The following is an 18,616-nucleotide window of genomic DNA, read 5'->3' as shown; positions in this document are numbered from 1 at the left end:
GCCTGCCTGAATCCCGTCAGGACCCGACGCTAGGGAGGATGCGTTTCAGCCCGGTCATAGGACGTGACCGGGCTGAAACCTTGCTCTCACCTGGCGCGGAGGGCGGCGGTGAGGACGGCTGTCGCGATGGCGCGGTTCACGGAGCCCGGAACGTCTCCCCGTACATCCGCCAGACCAGGGGCGTCTTCAGCGAGAGGTTGCCGTCGCGCAGGAAGGCACGCTGGGCCGTGTCGATGCGGCTGGTGTCCTGGTCGGAATCCGACGCGAGCATCGCCGTGCGGCAGGCGTCCAGGAAGGCGTTCAGGTAGGCCTTCTCGTCCCCGCCCTCGGACGCGGTCTTGGTCGCCGCCCGCACGCGCTCGCGGATCTCGTAGAAGCCGTTCTCGTCGATGCCCGGGCCGTGGAAGACCATCGCGTCGTAGTAGACGAACTGTCCGAGCGTCCCCAGGCCGTCCAGCTTCGCGAGGTCGACCGCCGGCGTGAAGTACATGGTGTCGCGGATCTCGTCCTGGGCGTCGCGGAAGGCCCGCTTCTCGCTCTCCCGCTGCCAGGCGTCCACGAAGCCGGTTCCCAGGCCCTCGTGGGAGTCCGTGCCGTCGACCGCCCGCAGCGCGGGCAGGTACGCGGCCAGGGCGTTGTCCGGGTGCTCCTTGGTGTACGACTCGACCAGGATGCGCATGTCCTTGGTGCCCGAGCAGAAGCCGACCACGCCCCCGCAGTAGCCGTCGCCGTCGTCGCTGTCGGCGATGTGGCCGTACAGCGTGCGCCAGTCCTTCGTGGAGTTCATGGACGAGCCGAGGATCTGGTGGGCCAGCTCCTTCTTGTCCCGGGCGGCGAGCCCGGGCGGCAGCTTGGCGAGGAGGTCCTCGGCGGACTCCAGCTCCTCCTCGGCGCGCTTGGCCGCGCCCTGGCTCTCCGACTGACCGGTGGCCTGCTGGGCCTCCGGCTTCGGGGTCGGGGTGGAGACGAAGATCGTGAGGCCGAGGAGCGGGGCCACCGCGAAGAGCATCCATCTGGCACGCACTCTCATGCGTCACGCCCCTTCCCGCGACGCGACGCCGCTCCCGTACCCATGCCCGTACCGACTCCCGTACCCGTGCCCGCGCCCGACGGCCAGAGCCTCGGGCGCCGCTTGGCGGCCACGTCCTCCAGCCAGCCGAACATCAGGATGCAGTAGGCGATCAGTGACCAGCTGAAGATCAGGGTCGGCCACGGGCTGTTCATCAGCCAGGGCAGGTCGCGCCACATCACCTCCAGCGACCACAGCCGGTTCCACATCGTCACGGCGATGGCGATGCAGACGTTGTGCCAGAGGTAGACCGTGACCGCACGCGCGTTGAGCAGTGTGACGGCACCGTCGAACCGCCGCAGCGGGCGCGGCCACTCGGACCACGACGGGCTGAAGTGCAGCAGCAGGAGGACGAAGCCCAGGCCCCAGAAGGCGGAGGCGAACGGCATGTTGCCGAGCTGGTTCTCGGCGCTCAGCCCGTGGTCCACGGCCCACCAGAGGCCGAGGCCCATGATGAACGGTGCGACGGAGGGGATGACGTAGCCGGGCAGGCGCTTCAGGACCCCGAGTTGGTGGGCCATGCCCAGGATCCAGCAGGCGCCGAACTCGCCGATGCCGTACAGGATGGGCGCGATCGACTCGCCGGCCTCCAGGTAGCCGAAGTTCAGCGCGGCCATCAGGGCGAGCGGCGCCGCGATCGTCGGCCAGGGCTGCTTGCGCAGGGCGGCGAGGAAGAGCGGCGAGAGGAGCACGAACCAGAGGTAGGCGCGGATGTACCACAGGGGGCCGGCGAAGGGCTCGGCCCATGTGCCGGGCAGGATGCCGGGCACACCGGCCAGCTCGGCGGCGTTCGGCGGGTCGCTGAGGGGCAGGATCCAGAACAGCAGCTCCAGCCACCAGGTGAGGGTGTCCTCGCCCTCCGCCGGGCCCCAGCCCTGGACGAGCATGCCGGTCACGCCGATGGCACCGGCGGCCCACAGCGGGGGCAGGAGCCTGCGGACACGGCCCCTGATGACCTGCACCGGCGGGCGCTTGAGGGAGCGCGCCATCAGGTTGCCCGCGAGGGCGAACATGACGCCCATCGACGGGAAGAGCAGGGGCAGCCACATCCAGCCGGTGAGGTGGTAGAGCACGACCCGGAAGAGGGCGAGGGCCCTCAGCAGATCGAAGTACCGGTCGCGGCCGCCGCCCGCCTTCGGCGCGGCTTCGGGCTCGGCTTCGGAAGCCGGGGCGGGGTCCGGGGCGGGCACCGGGTCCGGTTCGGTGGCGGTTGCCGCGCCGGACGGCGCGAACCAGTCCGGGAACGGGTCCGGGGCCGGGGCGGGGGCCGGGGGCTGCGGCAGCGTCGCGTGCGCAGGTCCGGCCCAGTCGTAGGACGCCGCCGGGGACGGTGCGTCGAACCGCCCGTCGTACGGGGGCTGGTACCCGCCGCCGACGGGGGCGTCGTACGGCCCGTCGTACGGCGCGGCGTCGTAAGGCCCGTCATAAGACCTGTCGTAAGGCCCGTCGTTAGGCCCGTCGTACGACCCGCCCTGAGCGCCTCCGGGGTAGCCGTTCGTCATGCGACCGGGCTCCGATCGGCACTGTGGGAGGAGTCGCGCTGCGTGGGGATGGAGATCGGCGCCCCCACGACTCCCGTGCGGCGCAGCTTCTGCCAGCGCAGCCGGCCGCCCGTAAGCGCGGTGATCCAGGACTGCAGCAGCACGACGTACATCAGCTGCCGGTAGAGGATCTGCTGGAGCGGGAGGGAGATGAGATGGGTCATCTTCTCCTTGTCGAGCCGGAAGGCGTACGCGGCGCACACCGCCTGCACCAGCAGGACGCCCAGCCACGCCGTGATCGTCTTGCCGGTGGGGCCGAAGACCAGGCCGTACAGGAGGAAGACGTCGATGAGCGGGGCGAGCAGCGGCGTGATCACCATGAAGAGCGACACCAGCGGCAGGCCGACCCGGCCGAACCGGCCCGACGGTCCCCGGTCGAACACGGCTCCGCGGTGCTTCCAGATGGCCTGCATGGTGCCGTAGCTCCAGCGGTAGCGCTGGGACCAGAGCTGCTGGACGGACTCGGGGGCCTCGGTCCAGGCGCGGGCGTTCTCCGCGTACACGACGTGCCAGCCGTCGCGGTGGATGGCCATGGTGATGTCGGTGTCCTCGGCGAGGGTGTCCTCGCTCATGCCGCCGACCCGCTCCAGCGCGGTGCGGCGGAAGGCGCCGACCGCGCCGGGGATCGTGGGCATGCAGCGCAGCACGTCGTACATGCGGCGGTCGAGGTTGAAGCCCATCACGTACTCGATGTGCTGCCAGGCGCCGATCAGGGTGTCGCGGTTGCCGACCTTGGCGTTGCCCGCGACGGCGCCGACGCGCGGGTCGCCGAAGGGCTGGACCAGCTCGCGGACGGTGGACGGCTCGAAGACCGTGTCGCCGTCCATCATCACGATGATGTCGTGGCTGGCGTGGGCGATGCCGTTGTTCAGGGCGGCGGGCTTGCCGGAGTTGATCTGCCGTACGACGCGGACGTTGGGCAGGCCCATCCGCTCGACGATGTCGGCGGTGCCGTCCGACGATCCGTCGTCGATGACGATGACCTCGACCGGGTGGTCGCTCGCCATCAGGGAGCGCACGGTGTTCTCGATGCACTCCTTCTCGTTGTACGCCGGGACCAGCACCGTGACCGGTTCGGTGACCGGAGCGCCCCAGCGGAAGTCACGGCGGCGCACCTTGCGCGCGTGCGCGAAGGCGAGGACGAGCATGAGGCCGAAGCGCCCGATGACGAGGGCGCCGACGACGGCGAGGCCGCTCACCAGGATGGTGGTGACGTTCTCGGAGATGCCGACGGCGTAGACGAACGCCTTGCCCTTCCACAGCTCCGTACCGCTGACCTCGGTGTGGGCGCTGGGCGCTCCGAGCGCCTCGGTGAGGGTGGTGAACTCGTAGCCCTTGGCCTTCTGCGCGGGGAGGAAGCGGCCGAGTGCGGCGACGGTCTGCTCGCGGTTGCCGCCGGAGTCGTGCATGAGCACGATCGCGCCCTTGCCGGGCTTCGGCGTGGCGTTCTTGATGATCGTGTCGACGCCCTGGCGCCGCCAGTCGTGGCTGTCGGTGTCGTTGAAGGCGGCGATGTAGCCGCGGCCGCCGACGTGCTTGATCAGGTCCCAGTTCTTGTTGTCCAGGTGCCATACGAAGTTGGAGTACGGCGCGCGGAACAGGGAGGAGCGGACGCCCGCCGCTCCGGCGAGCGCCATCTGGTTCTGGGACAGCTCCCAGTCGATGCGCTCCGGGGACTGCAGGGACAGGTCGGGGTGGTTGAAGGTGTGCAGGCCCACCTCGTGGCCCTCGGCGACCATCCGCTCGACCAGCTCGGGGTGGCGGGCGGTCATGGCGCCGGTGACGAAGAAGACCGCGCGGGCGTCGTGCTCCTTCAGCTGGTCGAGGACCTTGGGGGTCCAGACGGGGTCGGGCCCGTCGTCGAAGGTCAGCACGATCTTGTCGTCGGGGACGTTCAGGCTGACCGGCTTCTCCGGGTTCCGCGCGTCGATGACCGGTCCGCCCTTGTGCACGGCCGACGGCACCTTGTCACGGTCTTCGAGGAGCCGGATCCGGTGGTCGGGCCGGATCTCGTTGTGCACGTAGCCGCGCAGCATCAGCATCGCGAAGAGCGCGACCAGCAGGACCGAGGGCAGGAGATAGCGCATGGGCAGCCTGCGTCGGACGGCGCGCGCCTGCTTCACGCGCCGTCTGCCTGACGATGTCATTTACTGTGTGCCTTCCGCGGCCATCGGCTGGCCGTCACTCTCTTCGACCGGCGGTTCGGCCGGTTCTTGCGTCGGGTCTGTCGGCGGAGTGTCCGCGGGAACGTCCGGGTCCGGAGTGGGGTCCGCCGGCGGCGAGGGCACGCCCTCGCTGGGCGCGGGCGGAGGCGCTTCCTCCACCGTGCCGGGGTCGTCGACGGGACGGCCGGGACCCGTGCTGGGTGCGGTCGTCGACGAGGCGGAGGGGCCGGGGGCCGCCGGCTCGGCCGGGGCGCCGTCCTCGGAGGTGGTGGCGGGCCGCGGGGCCGCCGGGCCGGTGGAGCCGGTGGGAGCGGGGGCGCTGGGCGCGGCATCCGGAGCGGTGTCCGCGCCGGGGCTGGTGGAGGCGGTCGGGACGACCTTGGTGGTGTCGGCCTTCTCTTCGTTGGCCGGGCCGGGTATGAGGAGCCAGGGCGCGCTCGAGTTGCCACCGATGACGGCGACGCCGAGCGTGACGGCGTACACGGCGCAGGCCGCGGCCACCACCCAGCCGAGCCGGCGGAGCTTCTTGCTGCGGCGGCCGCTCTCGTCGACGAAGACGGGCCCGTCGGAGGGCTCCGGTGCGGCGGCGCCGGAGGTGGGTATCGCGGTGAGGAGCGGCGCGGTGTCGCTCGCGGCGCCCTCGGCAGCCGGTCGCACCGGCTGTACCGGCTGGTCCAGGTGCCCCAGCTGGTCCAGTTGCACCGTCATGTCCGTGGGGTGGGCGCCCGCGGCCTGGGCGGCGGCGCCCGGGAGGACCGGCTGGTCCAGCTGGACCGTCAGGTCGAACGACCGCTCCAGCGGCTGGGTGTACGCCTGCTCGTCATCGTCGCGGGACGGGTACGGCCGGTCGAAGGGTTCGTCGAACGGGTCCCGGTAGGCGCCGGGGTAGGCGCTGGTGATGGCGTCGTCGTACGCGTCGCCGTGCGAGCCGTTCGCCTGCCCGCCGGAGGCATTTTCTCGCCAATTTTCCACTGCTGTACGCACATCCCCCATGGAGCCGGATCAGAGTGCGTACGCGACCGGCCGGTACCAATCCCGAGCCGGGCCCCCACCCTGTCGAGGTGCTCCCTCCCACGTCGCACCTGAGTCATGAATGTAGCGCACGCCTGTGACCGTCGCGTCCGCCTCTCATTTCCTGGTGCACATCTGCAACAAATCCTCCTCGGGGAGCCAGGAACCGGGGGGCCTGCTCAGCCATTCCTCCCGCTCGGCGAGATCGGCGGCCGCCGCGCGCAGCGCGTCCACGCCCGGGTGCTTCAGGCCCTTCCGCCACACCAGGGAGACCGGCGAGAGCGGTACGGGGCGGACGAGCGGCCGCAGCACCGTGCCCGGCATGACCGGGAAGTCCACCCCGACCAGCACGGGTGTGCGGTGCTTCTCCATCACGCGGCGGAACTCCTCGTGACCGATGGCCACGGGTGCCGGTGGCGCGATCTTCACGCCCCGGCCCTCGAACAGCCGCTCGGCCAGGTCGGTCCACTCCCGGGTCCCGGGGTTGCCCGCCCCCGCGTACACGAACTCCCCGGCCAGCGCCGCCACCTCCACCTCGGCGCGCTCGGCGAGGGTGTGGTCCTCCGGTACGAGCACGGCCATCGGCTCGTAGCGCACGGGCTGCGCCGACAGCCGGGCGCGGATGGCCGGCTCCAGGCCCGCGAACCGCCCGAAGGACGCGTCCAGCCCGCCGGTCAGGATCTTGGCGGCGGCGCCGGTCAGCCCGCTCTCGAACCGGGCCATCAGTTCGCAGTGGGGTGCCAGTTCGCGGGCGCGCGCCAGGACCCTGCCGGTGATCATCCCGTCGCTGTTGAGGTCCACGAGCAGCGGCCGCGCCTCGTCCACGAAGGCCGCGCCCAGCTCGTCGTACGCGGCGAGCACGGCCTGCGCGTACGGCACCAGTCGTTCACCGTCCCCGGTGAGCGCCACCTGCCGCGTGGTCCGCACGAAGAGCTCGGTGCCCAACTCCCGCTCCAGCCGCCGGATGTCCCGGCTCAGCGCCTGCTGGGCGACGTACAGCCGGGCGGCGGCGCGGGTGAAGTGGAGCTCGTCGGCGACGGCGACGAAGGCGCGCAGGAGGCGCGGGTCTATGTCATGGGCCACGCGCCGAATTTACAACGCAGGTGCGTCAATGGGTCCCCATCAGGTGTTGGACCGCCGCACCCGGTGGCGGCGAGGCTCGCACCATGCCGCAGACCACCACCCCGACAGCCCGTCCCCTGGAGCGATACGCCCGGCTCTTCGCGCTGCCCGGCACGCGCGCGTTCACCGTCGGGAACCTGATCGCCCGGCTGCCCATGGGCATGTTCAGCGTGAGCGCCGTCATCATGATCGCCGGAGCCTACGGTTCGTACGCCCTCGCCGGGGCCGTCACCGCGGCCGGACTCGCCGCCACGGCGGTCGTCGCACCGTTCACGGCGCGGCTCGTCGACCAGTACGGCCAGGCGCGCGTCGCGGTGCCCGCCACCCTGGTGGCCGCCCTCGGGCAGCTCACCCTGCTGGCGTGCGTCCACGTCCACGCGCCCGCCTGGACGCTGTTCGCCGCGTACGCCGCCACCGCGACGATGCCCAACACCGGTGGCATGTCCCGCGCGCGCTGGGCCCACCTGTACCGGGACGACCCAACCGCCGTGCACACCGCGAACGCCTTCGAGCAGGCCGCCGACGAGCTGTGCTTCATGCTGGGCCCGGTCCTGGCGGCCTTGGTGTGCGCCGCGCTGTTCCCGGAGGCGGGCACCCTGACCGGCACGGTGCTGCTGGTCGCGGGCGTCCTGATCTTCGCGGCGCAGCGCGGCACCGAGCCGCCCGTCACGCCGCGCACCGGGCGCGGGCCCCGCACCCCGCTGCGTACGCCCGGCATGCCCGCCCTGCTGGCGGTGTTCCTGGCGACGGGCGCGGTCTTCGGGTCGATGGAGGTCGTCACGCTGGCCTTCGTGGACGGCCCGTCGGCCGGCGTCGTGCTGGCGCTCCAGGCGGCCGGTTCGTGCATGGCGGGCCTGGCCTACGGCTCGATGGCGGCTCCCGCCGGCGGCGCCCGGCGCCGGCTGCTCGGCTGCCTCGCCGCGATGACGGCCCTGATGTCCCTGCCCCTGCTCGCGGCGGCCGGCACGGGCTCACTGCTCGCACTGGCGGGCGCCCTGCTGCTGGCGGGCATGGCGACGGCCCCGACGATGGTGACGGGCATGACCCTGGTGCAGCGCCTGACCCCGGCCGGCCAGCTGAACGAGGGCATGACCCTGGCCGTGACGGCCCTGCTGGGCGGCATAGCCGCGGGCTCGGCGACCGGCGGCTGGACGATCGAACACGCCGGCGCGACGACGGCGTACACGGTCCCGCTCGCCTCGGCGGGCCTGGCGCTGCTGCTGGCACTGGCCTCGAATCGCCGCTGATCGCCAGTGATCGCCGCTGCCGGCCGGGCCGGCCGGCGCCGGACATGACGAAGGCCCGGCCGTCATGACGACGGCCGGGCCTTTGCCCACATGGGATGTCGGGGTCCGGGGGCGTGTGCCCCCGGGGCTCCGGCGAGTGGAGATGGCGGGAATCGAACCCGCGTCCAACGGTGCAGAATCAGGGCTTCTCCGTGTGCAGTCCGCTGCGCTTTTCTCGGCCCCGGAGATCACGCGGACAAGTCTCCGACGGGCTCAGTCACTGTGTGGTTTCCCCCTAGACCCCGTGACCGGGCCTAGAGGTTTAGTTCCCTAGCTGATGCCAGGATCCGGGTCGGGAACAGCCCCGGGCTGACACTTCGCGAGTCGCTACTTAGGCAGCGAGGGCGAAGGAATCGCGCTTGGTGTTGGCGATTATTGGTTGCGACATATGGTTTACGAGATCATTGCCGCTTCCTCGACACGCTTCCCCTGCTTCGACAGCCGCTGTCGAAACCGATCATCCCCATGTTGATTTTTCAATCTGCGCCCCTGCCGTGAGAGGCAAGTGCCATCGTACGGGATCAGCGCCGGACGGTGCCAGCTTATTTCCCGCACCCTGTGACGCGCGTCACTCGCCTCAGCCGCGCTGGCGGCGCCGGACCGCGGACATCGCGCGTTCCGCCTCGCGGCGGTCCTGCTTCTCGCGGAGCGTCTGGCGCTTGTCGTACTCCTTCTTGCCCCTCGCCAGGGCGATCTCGACCTTCGCCCGCCCGTCCTTGAAGTACAGCGCCAGGGGCACGATCGTGTGACCGGTCTCCTGGGACTTGGACTCCAGCTTGTCGATCTCGACGCGGTGCAGCAGCAGCTTCCGCTTGCGCCGCGCGGAGTGGTTGGTCCAGGTGCCCTGGCTGTACTCCGGCACGTGGACGTTGTGCAGCCACGCCTCGTGGCCGTCGATCTGTACGAAGCCGTCCACCAGCGAGGCCCGCCCCTGGCGCAGCGACTTCACCTCGGTGCCGGTCAGCACCAGACCGCACTCGTAGGTGTCCAGAACGTGGTAGTCGTGCCGCGCCTTCTTGTTCTGCGCGATCAGCTTGCGCCCTTTTTCCTTAGCCATAGTGCGGCCATTTTCGCACTACGAGGTGGTGCCGAGGCCACTCAATACCGTGCGCGCCCGCTCCTCCGCGCCCTCGGCCGCCGTCACGTCGGGGGTGATGCCCCGCCCGTCCACGGCGTGCCCGGCGGGGGTGCGGTAGTGGCCGACGGTCAGCTCGGCGACGGACCCGTCCGGCAGCCGGTTCGGCATCTGTACGGAGCCCTTCCCGAAGGTCCGGGTGCCCACCGTCACCGCGCGGCCGCGGTCCTGGAGGGCGCCGGCCAGGAGCTCGGCCGCGCTCATGGTGCCGCCGTCGACGAGCGCCACCAGGGGCCGGCGCGTATCGCCGCCCGGCTGGGCGTAGAGCGCCTTCTCCTCGCCGTGGACGTCGTACGTGGCGACCAGCCCGCCGTCCAGGAACGCGGACGCGACGGAGACCGCCTCGGAGACCAGGCCCCCACTGCTGCCGCGCAGGTCCAGTACGACACCGGCGCCGTCAGGTGCCTCGCGCACCGCCCGCCGCACCCGCTCGCCCGTGCCCTTGGTGAAGGCGGCCACCTTGATCCGTACGATCCGTGCGGCGCCGTCGCCGAGCCGCTGGACGGTGACGTCCTCGGTGGCCAGCCGCGCGCGGCGCAGGGTCTCGGTCCACGCGCGCGTGCCGCGCTCCAGGCCGAGGACCACGGGCGTACCGGCGTCGCCGCGCAGCAGGGCGACGACCTCGGAGACGGAGCGGCCCCGCACCGGGCGGCCGTCGACGGTACGGAGGCGGTCGCCCGGTTTCAGACCGGCCTTGGCGGCGGGGCCGCCGGGCTGGACGCGGGCCACCTCGACCCGGCCGTCCTCGTCGCGCCGTGCCGACAGGCCGACGCCGGTGTACGCGCCGTCGAGGGCCTGCTCGAACTCCTCGTACTCCCGCCGGTCGTACACCGCGCCCCACCGGTCGCCGCTGCGGCTGACGACCTCCTGGGCGGCCTTGGTGGCGGACTTGCCGTCCGCCATGGCCTCGCGCGCCGCGCGGTCGAGCTCCTCCCGGTCGACGGTGGCGGGCGAGGCGGCGCGCGCCGCGGGCAGCGGCTCGCGCGTGCGCCCCTCGTCGCGCGGAAGGCAGTTGGTGACCGCGGCGGTGGCGACGACGGTGACGAAGACGAATGTCAGGGCCGCCCCGCGGCTGCGTGCGCCGCGGGGCCGGGTACAGAACTCGGGGCCCAGCATGGCGCCCACTCTAGGACAAGCGAAGGGCGCCGTACGGTGGTTGACCGCACGGCGCCCCGGGGCAATCGTCACACCTTCAGGTACTTGCGCAACGCTATGGCGGCAGCCAGGGACGGCATCAGCAGGCCGATGACCACGACGAACGGCAGCACCGCGAACACCGCGTCCCAGCCGATGAAGTTGACCAGCGGCATGGACTCGGCGAGCCGGAGCCCCGCGTCGATCAGGAAGTACCGGCCCACCACCAGCAGGACGCAGGCGACCACACCGCCCAGCAGGCCCGCGACGGCGGCCTCCATGATGAACGGCATCTGGATGTAGAAGCTGGAGGCGCCGACCAGCCGCATGATGCCCGTCTCACGGCGCCTGCTGAACGCCGACACCCGCACGGTGTTGACGATCAGCATCAGCGCGATGACGAGCATCAGGCCCATGACGCACAGGGCCGCGACGTTCATGCCCTTCATCATGTTGAAGAGGTTCTCCAGGATGCCGCGCTGGTCCTGGACGGAGTGCACCCCCGCCCGCCCCGCGAACGCCGTGGCCACCACCTGGTACTTCTCCGGGTCCTTGAGCTTGACCCGGAACGACTCCTGCATCTGGTCGGGCGTGATGATGCTGGCGATGGCGGTGTCGCCGTACTGGTCCTTGTAGTGCTTGTACGCCTCGTCGGCGGTCTCGTGGTGGACCGTGTCGACGATGTCCATCTTCTTGAGATCGGTCTTGATCTCGTCCCTCTGCTGCGCGGTGACGGCGCCCTTGGCGCAGGTGTCACCGGTCTCCGCGTCGTTCTTGTTGCAGAGGAAGATGGAGACGTTGACCTTGTCGTACCAGAAGTCCTTCATCACGCTGACCTGCTCGCGCATGAGCAGCGCACCGCCGAAGAGCGCGAGTGACAGGGCCACGGAGACGATGACGGCGAACGTCATCGTGAGATTGCGACGGAGGCCGACACCGATCTCCGAGAGTACGAACTGGGCGCGCATCGCGTGCGTTCAGCCTTTCTTGCCGTCTTGGCGCTGGTGCTCAGTGCTGGTAGCCGTAGACGCCGCGCGCCTGGTCGCGTACGAGACGGCCCTGCTCGAGCTCGATGACGCGCTTGCGCATCTGGTCGACGATGTTCTGGTCGTGGGTGGCCATGACCACCGTCGTACCGGTGCGGTTGATCCGGTCCAGCAGCTTCATGATGCCGACGGAGGTCTGCGGGTCCAGGTTGCCGGTCGGCTCGTCGGCGATCAGCAGCATCGGCCGGTTGACGAACGCGCGGGCGATGGCCACGCGCTGCTGCTCACCGCCCGACAGCTCGCCGGGCATGCGGTCCTCCTTGCCGCCCAGGCCGACCAGGTCGAGCACCTGGGGTACGGCCTTGCGGATCTCACCGCGCGGCTTGCCGATGACCTCCTGGGCGAACGCCACGTTCTGGGCGACGGTCTTGTTGGGCAGGAGCCGGAAGTCCTGGAAGACCGTGCCGAGCTGGCGGCGCATGTGCGGCACCTTCCAGTTGGACAGCCGGGCGAGGTCCTTGCCGAGGACGTGCACGGTGCCCTGGCTGGCGCGCTCCTCGCGCAGCAGCAGCCGCAGGAAGGTGGACTTGCCGGAGCCCGAGGACCCCACCAGGAAGACGAACTCGCCCTTCTCGATCTCCAGGGAGACGTCCCTGAGCGCGGGGCGGTTCTGCTTCGGATAGGACTTGGAGACGTTGTCGAATCGGATCACGGGTGCACCACGGTCGGCCGGGAGTAGGTGTGCGTGACCATACGCGAACGGCGACGGCCCGCGCAGTCGCCGTAGGCCCTTGCACCTTTTGTCCCGGCGCCCCCGCGCCCCCGCGACCGCCCCCGCCCGCCTCCACCGGGTGGGGCGCGCCTAAATGCGCCGGACCTGGCAGAGTGGTAGGGGGAACGGATGCGTTTCCGTGAGCGTTGTGCGGAGAGAACTGTGTGCACAGTCCGCGTCTGCGGCTCCGCCGCGCGGGAGGAGGAAAGCGCATGACCTATGACCGACTGGTATGCGCGAACTGCGCGGCGCCCGTCAGCGAGGGCCGGTGCCCCGTCTGCCGGGCCAATCGGGAGCGCCTCCAGCAGGAGGGGCCCTTCGGGGGCCTCAGCCCGGCGGCTCTGCTGACGCTGCTGGTCGTCCTGGTCGCGATGGTGGCCCTGCTGGCCGCCACGGCCCAGCAGACGGCGTAAGGCTTCCCCCGGCCCTCGGACATCCTGGAGGGGGCCGGGCGTACGGAAGGGCCCCGGAAGGCCGCTGAGCGGCTTTCCGGGGCCCTTCCTGCGTGTAGCCGGTGATCCGGTTACGTGGTTACCGGCCGGTTTCAGGCGGCCGTACGGCCACCGCCGACGAGGCGCGGCAGCATACGGAAGCCGATGCCACCGGCGATCATCGTCGCGGCGCCGACCAGCAGGAACGTGGTCTCGGCGGCGCCGGTCTCGGCCAGCTCGCCGCCGGTCTCGGCCAGCTCCTCCTTGGCCTTGCCCTGCTCGACCGGCTTGGAGCCGGCGGAGTCGGTATCGGTGTTGTTGGCGCACTCGGCACCGTCGAGGTCGACGGTGCAGTTGCCGGCGTCACCGGTGGTGGAGCCGCCGGTCGCGGCCGCGCCGCCGGTGGTGGAGCCGCCCTGGTCGCCACCGGTGCTGCCACCGGTCGCACCGCCCGTGGAAGCCGCGCCGCCCGTGGAGGCCGCACCGCCGGTCGAGGCCGCGCCACCCGTCGAGGCCGCGCCACCCGTGGAAGCGGCACCGCCGGTCGAGGCCGCACCGCCCGTGGAGGCCGCGCCACCCGTCGAGGCCGCGCCACCCGTGGAGGCCGCACCGCCGGTCGAGGCCGCGCCACCCGAGGCGGCGGCGCCGCCCGCGGTGTCCGTACCACCCGAGGCGGCCGCGCCACCCGTGGAGGCCGCACCGCCCGAAGCAGCCGCACCGCCCGAGGCAGCCGCGCCGCCCGCGGTGTCCGTACCGCCCGAAGCGGCCGCGCCACCCGTGGTGGTCGCGCCACCCGAAGCAGCCGCACCGCCCGAGGCAGCCGCGCCACCCGTGGTGTCCGTACCGCCCGAAGCGGCCGCACCGCCCGTGGTGGTCGCGCCACCCGAGGCGGCCGCGCCACCCGTGGTGTCCGTACCGCCCGAAGCGGCCGCGCCACCCGTGCTCGTGTCACCGACACCGCCCGGGTCGCCTTCGCCCTCGTTGATGCCGAGGCCGATCTCCGCACCGTCCTTGGTCACCTCGGCGCTGGCGCCGAGGCCCGCGACGTTGACCTCCACGCCGACGGCCGAAGCGGCGCCCGCGGCGGTCAGGGACGCACCGGCGGCGATCACCGCACCGGCTGCGATCCGCGCCACGCGGACCCGCGTCTTCTTGGTCATCTGCCTGCTACCCCCAGTAGCTGAATTCGTCAGTGGAGCAGCGCTCGGGGCAGCGGACGCTGGGGGTCGTGCTTCTTGTCGCCCCCGATCACACACGCCCCCGTTCATGCGCATGCCGCGCGTCAGCTTTCCCACTTTTCAGACAAGCGTCAAGGTCGTTGCGCGTGCGATGCCCGGAATGATCACACTTGCCGGGCGTGCAACGATGCAACTGTGACGTAAAAGCCGAACGACCGCGCCGCACCTGGCCGTTCCCTTGTCGACAAAGCGCCGAAATAGCGTGCGCGCCGCTTGCGTCAGCGAATTGACGCTCCTTACGCAGACGGCGCCGGACCCCGACCGGGATCCGGCGCCGAACGGCGTTGCGCGCGTGGGCGGTTACTTCTCCTGCTGCTTCCGCCAGCGGATGCCCGCCTCCAGGAAGCCGTCGATCTCGCCGTCGAGGACCGCCTGCGGGTTGCCGACCTCGAACTCCGTCCGCAGGTCCTTGACCATCTGGTACGGGTGAAGGACGTACGACCGCATCTGGTTGCCCCAGGAGTTGCCGCCGTCGCCCTTGAGGGCGTCCATCTTGGCCTGCTCCTCCTGGCGGCGGCGCTCCAGCAGCTTCGCCTGGAGGACGTTCATCGCGCTCGCCTTGTTCTGGATCTGCGAGCGCTCGTTCTGGCAGGAGACCACGATGCCGGTCGGGATGTGGGTGATGCGCACCGCCGAGTCGGTGGTGTTGACGCCCTGGCCGCCCGGGCCCGAGGCGCGGTAGACGTCCACGCGCAGCTCGGACTCGTCGATCTCGACGTGGTCGGACTGCTCGACGACCGGGAGCACCTCGACACCGGCGAAGGAGGTCTGGCGGCGGCCCTGGTTGTCGAACGGGGAGATGCGCACCAGGCGGTGCGTGCCCTGCTCCACGGAGAGCGTGCCGTAGGCGTACGGCGCCTTGACGACGAAGGTGGTCGACTTGATGCCGGCCTCTTCCGCGTACGACGTCTCGTAGACCTCCGTCGAGTAGCCGTGGCGCTCGGCCCAGCGCAGGTACATGCGCTGGAGGCGCTCGGCGAAGTCGGAGGCGTCGACGCCGCCGGCCTCGGCGCGGATGTTGACCAGGGCCTCGCGCTCGTCGTACTCGCCGGAGAGGAGGGTGCGGACCTCCATCTCGTCGAGCGCCTTGCGGACGGAGACGAGCTCCGCCTCGGCCTCGGCGAGGGTGTCCGAGTCGTCCATCTCCTCGGCGAGCTCGAAGAGGACGGCGAGGTCGTCGATGCGACCGCGCAGTGCCTCGGCCTTGCGCACCTCGGCCTGGAGGTGCGAAAGCCGGCTCGTGATCTTCTGCGCCGCCTCCGGGTCGTCCCACAGGGACGGGGCCGCGGCCTGCTCCTCGAGCACGGCGATGTCTGCCCTCAGCTTGTCGAGGTCCAGGACGGCCTCGATCGACCCCATGGTCGAGGAGAGGGACTTCAGCTCTTCGGATACATCGACGACTGCCACGACACCAGCGTAACGGCTGACCGCGGCGTCCCGGCCCGGCAGGAGGCCCTCGGCGGCCCCCCGCGGTCCCGCTACGGCTGCGCGGGGGCCGACTGCCGGGAGTCGCCGGGCGGCGCGGGTTCGTCGTCCGCGCTGGTCACGGCGTATCCGCCGACGCCCGCGGCGGCGACCAGCGCGGCGGCGGCGATACCCAGCGTGAGGCGCCGCTTGCGGATGGCGTCCGCCTTGTGGCGGGCGGAGCCGGGGCGGCGCCCGCCGGCGGGGCGGGGGGCCCGGGCGGTGCCCAGGGGGCCGCCGGAGAGCTCGTCGGGCGCCGGGACGCGCATGGAGGTGTGGGTGTCCCGGCTGGAGTCCGGGGCGGAGCCGGGGACCAGCGGGACGGCGGCCCTGCGCGGCGCGTTCGGGACCGTCGGGTACGGGTCGTCGTCGTACGGCTCCGCGGACGGCTCGGTGTCCGGCTCGTCGACGTCCAGGGGAGGCATGCCCGCGAGGAGGGGGAGTACGTCGTGGAGGCGGGCGGCCAGTTCCGAGGCGCGCAGGCGGGAGGCGGGTGCCTTGGCCAGGCACTGGACGATCAGCTTCCACAGCTCGTCCGGGATCCCGGGGAGCGGGACGACCGTCTCGGTGACGTGGCGGCGCAGTACGGCGCCGGGGTGGCCGCCGCCGAAGGGCGTGAAGCCGGCGAGGAGCTCGTACAGCACGGTGGCGAGGGCGTAGATGTCGACGGCCGCGCGGGGCGGGAGGCCCTCGACGATCTCCGGGGCCACGTAGTCGGGCGTGCCGATGACGCGGGTGGACTTGGTGCGGCCGGGCGTGTCGATGAGCTTGGCGACGCCGAAGTCGGTGAGGAGGGCGGGGTGGGCGCCGCCGGGGCCGAGCGGGCCCTCCATGTCGAGCAGGATGTTCTCCGGCTTGACGTCGCGGTGGACGACGCCCGCGGCGTGCGCGGCGGCCAGCCCGTCGGCGACGTCCGCGACGATCGCGACGGCCGCCTCGGGCGCGAGGCGGCGCTCGCGGTCGAGGCGGGTGCGCAGGTCGGTGCCGCGCACGAGGTCCATGACGAGCGCGAGGTCGTTGCCGTCGACCACCAGGTCGCGGACGGCCACCACGCGCGCGTGCTCCAGTCCGAGCAGGGCGGTGCGCTCCTGGACGAAGCGGCCGACGAGTTCCTGGTCGGATGCCAGGTCCTCGCGCAGCAGCTTGATCGCGACGGGACCCTCGGGGCCCTCGCCGAGCCACACCGTGCCGGCGCTTCCCCGTCCCAGGATCTGGTGGGCCGTGTACCGGCTGCCGATTTTCCGTGCCAAGACTGCTCCCTCAGCGGCTGGCGTTCCCGACCAAGTTACGCGGGTGCGGGCACCGTTATTCACCTCCGGAGCGAAATCAGCCTCCGGAGGTCGACAAATCGACAGGGTTACCGGCTACTGCCCGGGGGGCGTAGGGGTCGTGTTGTCGCCGCCGAGCTGGGAGATCCAGTCGGAGACCGTGGACACGGCGTCGCCGATGGCCTGCCAGTAGCCCTTGCCCTGGGCGATCCAGTCCTGGAGCGGGGTCTGTTCCCAGATGAGCCAGCCCGCCAGGACGAGCAGCACGACCGTGAACAGGCACCCCTTGAGGCAGCCCAGGCCCGGGATGCGCATCGGGTTGGCGCTGCGCTGCCGGGGCTGACGCGGCTCGCGCGGCGGACGCGGCGCGGGCTGCGGGGGCTGCTGCCGCTGCGGTTGGCGCGGCGGCGGCTGGTGCTGCTGGGGCTGGTGGTGCTGGGGGGCGTACTGCTGCGGCGGGGGCGGCGGCGGCGCGTACTGCTGCTGGTGCCGGGGCGGCTGCGGAGGCTGCCGGTACTGCGGGGGCCGCTGCGGCTGCTGTTGCGGGTGCTGCGGGTGCTGCGGGGCGGCGTACGGCTGGGGCTGCTGCGCCTGCGGGGGCTGCTGCGGCTGGGGCCGGCGGGGCGGCCGGCGGCGCAGGGGGTCCTCGCTCGGGTCCAGGTACTGGATCTGCGTCTGCTCGTTGCGGTCGCGGGCCGCGCGCAGCTGCGTCTGCCAGGGGTGCGGCTCCTCCGGCTGCGGCGGGCCGTCGGGGCGCGGGGGCACCGGCGGCATGACCGCCGTCGGATCGGCGTCACCGGCACCGGGGCGGCCGGGGCCGCTGGTGGGCATGACGCTGGTCGCGGCGTTGGGGTCGTACTGTCCGGGGTTCGCGTCGTACTGTCCGGCCTGCCCGGCGGTGCTGGGCAGCACCTGCGTCGGATCCGCGGCGCCGGGCGTCTCCGGCACGGGGGCCGGAGCCGGGTCGGGCGCGAGCAACGCGCCGACGCCCTCGGCGGCCTCGATCTGGGCGGGCGTGGCGTGCACGCCGATGCCGGCGGCGACGACGCGCAGGCCGCGGGCGAGGTTCTCGGCGCTCGGGCGGCGCTCCGGGTCCTTGCTCAGGCAGCGCTCGATGACGGTCCACAGGGGGCCCGGAACCGTGGAGGGGCGGCGCGGCTCCTCGCTCAGGTGGCGGTGCAGGACCTCCAGCGCGGTGCCGCCGGAGAACGGCGGCCGGCCGGTGACGAGCTCGTACAGCAGGATTCCGGCGCCGTAGATGTCCACGGCGGAGGTCTGCGGGCGGCCCTCGGCGGACTCGGGCGCGACGTAGGCGGGCGTGCCGACGAATTCGTGCGTACGGGTCAGGCCGGGGCTGTCGGCGAGGCGCGCGATGCCGAAGTCGGTCAGCATCGGGTGCATCCGGCCGTCCCGCTCGTCGACCAGGACGTTGGCGGGCTTCAGGTCGCGGTGGACGACGCCGTCGGCGTGGCTGGCGGCGAGCGCGTCGGCGATCTGGGCGGTGAGGAGGGCGGCGGCGACCGGGGTGAGCGGGCCGTTCTCGCGGAGGTAACGGTGCAGGTCCGGGCCCTCGACCAGGTCCATGACCAGGGCGAGCAGGTCACCCTCGACGACGAGGTCGCGGGTGCGGACGATGTTGGGGTGGGTGAGGCGGAGGAGGACGGAGCGCTCGCGCAGGAAGCGCATCACCACGTCCGCGTCGTTCGCGAGCTCCTCCTTGAGGACCTTGATCGCGACGGTCTCGCCGGGCTGCCCCGGTACGGCCGCCTCGGCGCCCGCGGTCTCCCTCTGACGAGCCCGCCAGACGGTGCCCGTGGCGCCGCGTCCGAGCGGCTGCTCGAGCAGGTACTTACTGCCTACCGGCCGCACGTCATGCGCTCCCTGCGATCGTGGTCCTTGCCTGGCCCGCGCCCCCTCTGGGGGCCTCCCGGGTGTCCGCCCCACTGTAGTGCCGACGGGCACGACACCGGTTGGTCGTCTTCCGGTCTCGTACG

At 72.0% G+C, this 18,616-nt stretch carries 15 protein-coding genes and 1 other RNA gene; 2 read left to right on the top strand and 14 right to left on the bottom strand.

Annotated elements, in window-relative coordinates:
• Positions 1–136: 136 nt before the first annotated feature.
• The 5 genes from ACZ42X_RS17505 to ACZ42X_RS17485 all read right to left on the bottom strand — a co-directional run bounded on the left by ACZ42X_RS17505 (position 137) and on the right by ACZ42X_RS17485 (position 6,869).
• Entirely contained in the window at positions 137–1,030 is an 894-nt protein-coding gene (locus tag ACZ42X_RS17505) for a chitosanase (protein WP_468290326.1), read from the bottom strand.
• A complete protein-coding gene (locus tag ACZ42X_RS17500; RefSeq protein WP_468291191.1) occupies positions 1,027–2,259 on the bottom strand; it encodes an acyltransferase family protein in 1,233 nt (410 codons plus the stop codon). Before ACZ42X_RS17500 ends, ACZ42X_RS17505 begins: the two co-directional genes overlap by 4 nt.
• Positions 2,260–2,567: 308 nt before the next feature.
• The gene (locus tag ACZ42X_RS17495) at positions 2,568–4,697 is read right to left on the bottom strand and encodes a bifunctional polysaccharide deacetylase/glycosyltransferase family 2 protein (RefSeq protein ID WP_468291189.1); all 2,130 of its coding nucleotides are present in this window, start codon (positions 4,695–4,697) and stop codon (positions 2,568–2,570) included.
• 60 nt (positions 4,698–4,757) lie between these two features.
• Positions 4,758–5,759 carry a hypothetical protein gene (locus tag ACZ42X_RS17490; protein WP_468290324.1) on the bottom strand — a complete coding sequence of 334 codons (1,002 nt, stop codon included), beginning with the start codon at positions 5,757–5,759 and terminating at the stop codon, positions 4,758–4,760.
• A gap of 144 nt (positions 5,760–5,903) precedes the next feature.
• The gene (locus ACZ42X_RS17485; protein ID WP_468290322.1) at positions 5,904–6,869 is read right to left on the bottom strand and encodes a LysR family transcriptional regulator; all 966 of its coding nucleotides are present in this window, start codon (positions 6,867–6,869) and stop codon (positions 5,904–5,906) included.
• An 83-nt stretch (positions 6,870–6,952) separates the two neighbouring features.
• On the opposite strand from ACZ42X_RS17485, the gene ACZ42X_RS17480 reads away from it, so the two are divergent.
• Positions 6,953–8,155: an MFS transporter gene (locus ACZ42X_RS17480; RefSeq protein WP_468290319.1), complete on the top strand. Its 1,203-nt coding sequence runs from the start codon at positions 6,953–6,955 to the stop codon at positions 8,153–8,155.
• 134 nt (positions 8,156–8,289) lie between these two features.
• On the opposite strand, the gene ssrA is transcribed toward ACZ42X_RS17480, so the two are convergent.
• The 5 genes from ssrA to ftsE form a co-directional block, all read right to left on the bottom strand.
• Positions 8,290–8,659, bottom strand: a transfer-messenger RNA (tmRNA) gene (gene ssrA, locus ACZ42X_RS17475).
• A 112-nt stretch (positions 8,660–8,771) separates the two neighbouring features.
• Positions 8,772–9,251: an SsrA-binding protein SmpB gene (gene smpB / locus ACZ42X_RS17470; RefSeq protein WP_468290316.1), complete on the bottom strand. Its 480-nt coding sequence runs from the start codon at positions 9,249–9,251 to the stop codon at positions 8,772–8,774.
• Between the two features lie 18 nt (positions 9,252–9,269).
• Positions 9,270–10,445 carry a S41 family peptidase gene (locus ACZ42X_RS17465; RefSeq protein WP_468290313.1) on the bottom strand — a complete coding sequence of 392 codons (1,176 nt, stop codon included), beginning with the start codon at positions 10,443–10,445 and terminating at the stop codon, positions 9,270–9,272.
• Positions 10,446–10,513: 68 nt separating this feature from the next.
• Positions 10,514–11,431 (bottom strand): permease-like cell division protein FtsX, encoded by a 918-nt coding sequence (gene ftsX / locus ACZ42X_RS17460; protein WP_468290310.1) that lies wholly within the window; start codon positions 11,429–11,431, stop codon positions 10,514–10,516.
• 40 nt (positions 11,432–11,471) lie between these two features.
• Positions 11,472–12,161, bottom strand: a complete 690-nt coding sequence (gene ftsE / locus ACZ42X_RS17455) for a cell division ATP-binding protein FtsE (protein WP_355363492.1) — start codon at positions 12,159–12,161, stop codon at positions 11,472–11,474.
• A 272-nt stretch (positions 12,162–12,433) separates the two neighbouring features.
• On the opposite strand from ftsE, the gene ACZ42X_RS17450 reads away from it, so the two are divergent.
• Positions 12,434–12,634, top strand: coding sequence for a hypothetical protein (locus ACZ42X_RS17450; protein ID WP_355363494.1), 201 nt, complete (start codon positions 12,434–12,436; stop codon positions 12,632–12,634).
• 131 nt (positions 12,635–12,765) lie between these two features.
• On the opposite strand, the gene ACZ42X_RS17445 is transcribed toward ACZ42X_RS17450, so the two are convergent.
• The 4 genes from ACZ42X_RS17445 to ACZ42X_RS17430 all read right to left on the bottom strand — a co-directional run bounded on the left by ACZ42X_RS17445 (position 12,766) and on the right by ACZ42X_RS17430 (position 18,491).
• Positions 12,766–13,812, bottom strand: a complete 1,047-nt coding sequence (locus ACZ42X_RS17445) for a hypothetical protein (RefSeq protein WP_468290306.1) — start codon at positions 13,810–13,812, stop codon at positions 12,766–12,768.
• Positions 13,813–14,190: 378 nt separating this feature from the next.
• On the bottom strand, positions 14,191–15,297 hold the full coding sequence (prfB, locus tag ACZ42X_RS17440) for a peptide chain release factor 2 (RefSeq protein WP_468290303.1): 1,107 nt from the start codon (positions 15,295–15,297) through the stop codon (positions 14,191–14,193).
• Between the two features lie 71 nt (positions 15,298–15,368).
• On the bottom strand, positions 15,369–16,604 hold the full coding sequence (locus ACZ42X_RS17435; RefSeq protein ID WP_468290300.1) for a serine/threonine-protein kinase: 1,236 nt from the start codon (positions 16,602–16,604) through the stop codon (positions 15,369–15,371).
• 114 nt (positions 16,605–16,718) lie between these two features.
• On the bottom strand, positions 16,719–18,491 hold the full coding sequence (locus ACZ42X_RS17430; protein WP_468290298.1) for a serine/threonine-protein kinase: 1,773 nt from the start codon (positions 18,489–18,491) through the stop codon (positions 16,719–16,721).
• Positions 18,492–18,616 lie beyond the last annotated feature (125 nt).

Source organism: Streptomyces sp. NPDC030862, from assembly GCF_055571835.1.
Note: the sequence above shows the minus strand (reverse complement) of the source record. Positions and strands in the feature narration are given on the sequence as shown.

What these genes read in the sequence shown, in the direction of transcription:
- ACZ42X_RS17465 (WP_468290313.1), bottom strand. Translation starts at nt 10,445, where the DNA reads ATGCTGGGCCCCGAGTTCTGTACCCGGCCCCGCGGCGCACGCAGCCGC.
- ACZ42X_RS17445 (WP_468290306.1), bottom strand. Translation starts at nt 13,812, where the DNA reads ATGACCAAGAAGACGCGGGTCCGCGTGGCGCGGATCGCAGCCGGTGCG.
- smpB (WP_468290316.1), bottom strand. Translation starts at nt 9,251, where the DNA reads ATGGCTAAGGAAAAAGGGCGCAAGCTGATCGCGCAGAACAAGAAGGCG.
- ACZ42X_RS17480 (WP_468290319.1), top strand. Translation starts at nt 6,953, where the DNA reads ATGCCGCAGACCACCACCCCGACAGCCCGTCCCCTGGAGCGATACGCC.
- ACZ42X_RS17505 (WP_468290326.1), bottom strand. Translation starts at nt 1,030, where the DNA reads ATGAGAGTGCGTGCCAGATGGATGCTCTTCGCGGTGGCCCCGCTCCTC.
- ACZ42X_RS17450 (WP_355363494.1), top strand. Translation starts at nt 12,434, where the DNA reads ATGACCTATGACCGACTGGTATGCGCGAACTGCGCGGCGCCCGTCAGC.
- ACZ42X_RS17495 (WP_468291189.1), bottom strand. Translation starts at nt 4,697, where the DNA reads ATGCGCTATCTCCTGCCCTCGGTCCTGCTGGTCGCGCTCTTCGCGATG.
- ftsX (WP_468290310.1), bottom strand. Translation starts at nt 11,431, where the DNA reads ATGCGCGCCCAGTTCGTACTCTCGGAGATCGGTGTCGGCCTCCGTCGC.